The organism is Citrobacter sp. Igbk 14 (genome assembly GCF_028069825.1).
GTDB lineage: Bacteria > Pseudomonadota > Gammaproteobacteria > Enterobacterales > Enterobacteriaceae > Citrobacter.
Map to the genome: position 1 here is coordinate 1 of NZ_JANEWM010000137.1, position 1370 is coordinate 1370.

A 1370-nucleotide genomic window follows, 5' to 3' on the forward strand; every position below is an offset into this window, starting at 1 on the left:
CCATTAAATTTACAAGAATAATAAACAGTATTTTTAACTATCGAATACCAATTATAGTTATATTTATTTAATCTATTTTCACTTTTTGAAAACTCATGCCTCAAAAAGGCATCAGGGCAACTATTTATCAGGAAATTATTATCAATCAGCCGACTACATAAATCTGTTTCATCAAGATAATAATCATATTCTTCATCAAAGCCACCACATGAAATGAGGTAATCTCTGACAAAAAATGAGTTAGTACCTAAAACAGTTCTTCGATATTGTGCGTTATTCTTAATTTCTTCAGTAGGATTGATGATACCCGAACCAAAACGGTCAACAAAAATATCTTTGGCTTGGAAATCTAGACTCCCGGCAAGGTAAGTTGGTCCTCCAGCCCCAGCCACAAATCTATGACAACTATTGAAATACTCTAAAATTGCATAAAACCAATCTAAAAAAGGTATAGCATCATCATCAATGAAAGCAACTATTTGGCCTGAAGCGGCATTTATTCCTATGTTTCTTGATACAGATAAGTTTCTTATTGGATTATTATATATTTTTAATTTATCATGCCATTCTGATAATACTTCATTTGTATTATCTGTAGATGGTCCATTAACCACAATAACTTCAAAACTGTCACTGTAGTTTTTTGATAGATAGTCTAAGCATCTTTCAAGATATTCTGCCCGGTTGTAAGTACACACAACCAAAGATACAGTTGTATAATAGTTCTGTGGTACCAGAATTTTCTCAAACAAATTATCGGCATATTTACCCCAAGCATCTACTGAATACTCTTGTAAAGCCGTGTTTTGAGAATCAATCATGCGTTCATAAAAACTTGAGTCAGTAAATACTTTAAATAATTTATCTTCCAGCTCAAGTGTTGTATTGCAGACACCTTCAGAATTATTTAGTGTCTCCGCTGTTGCGGCATGATTTAATGCTAAAACTGGTAATTGATATTGTGCTGCTTCGAGCAAAGGGACACCAAATCCTTCATGCTCGCTGAAAGAAATAAAACATGATGAATCACTATAGTAAGACGATAATTCTTCCTCTGTGACAGCCCCTGTCAAAATCACTCGATCACTAAGCTGTAATTTTTCAATTATTTTCTTGATCTTATTGTAGTAATCAGAGCCAACATCATATTTCCCGACGAGATATAAACATCCCAATTCATATTTTTTAGCGAGAAGACTTCCATAGAAATATATCAATTTATGTTGAGCTTTATTCTCACATATGCGTCCAACAAATAATAAGTTTCTACCCTCAACATTCCCATCTCTAAAAACAACATTTTCATTTATTATGATAGGTAACTTTGCTGTTTTATCTTCAGGAAACCCTAATTTAATAATCTCATCGAG

General features: G+C 32.9%; 1 protein-coding gene. It reads right to left on the bottom strand.

All coding sequences use genetic code 11. The features are described 5' to 3' along the window. A partial coding sequence (locus tag NNN64_RS22770; RefSeq protein ID WP_271442876.1) for a glycosyltransferase occupies nucleotides 1-1370 on the bottom strand: 1370 nt, incomplete at both ends.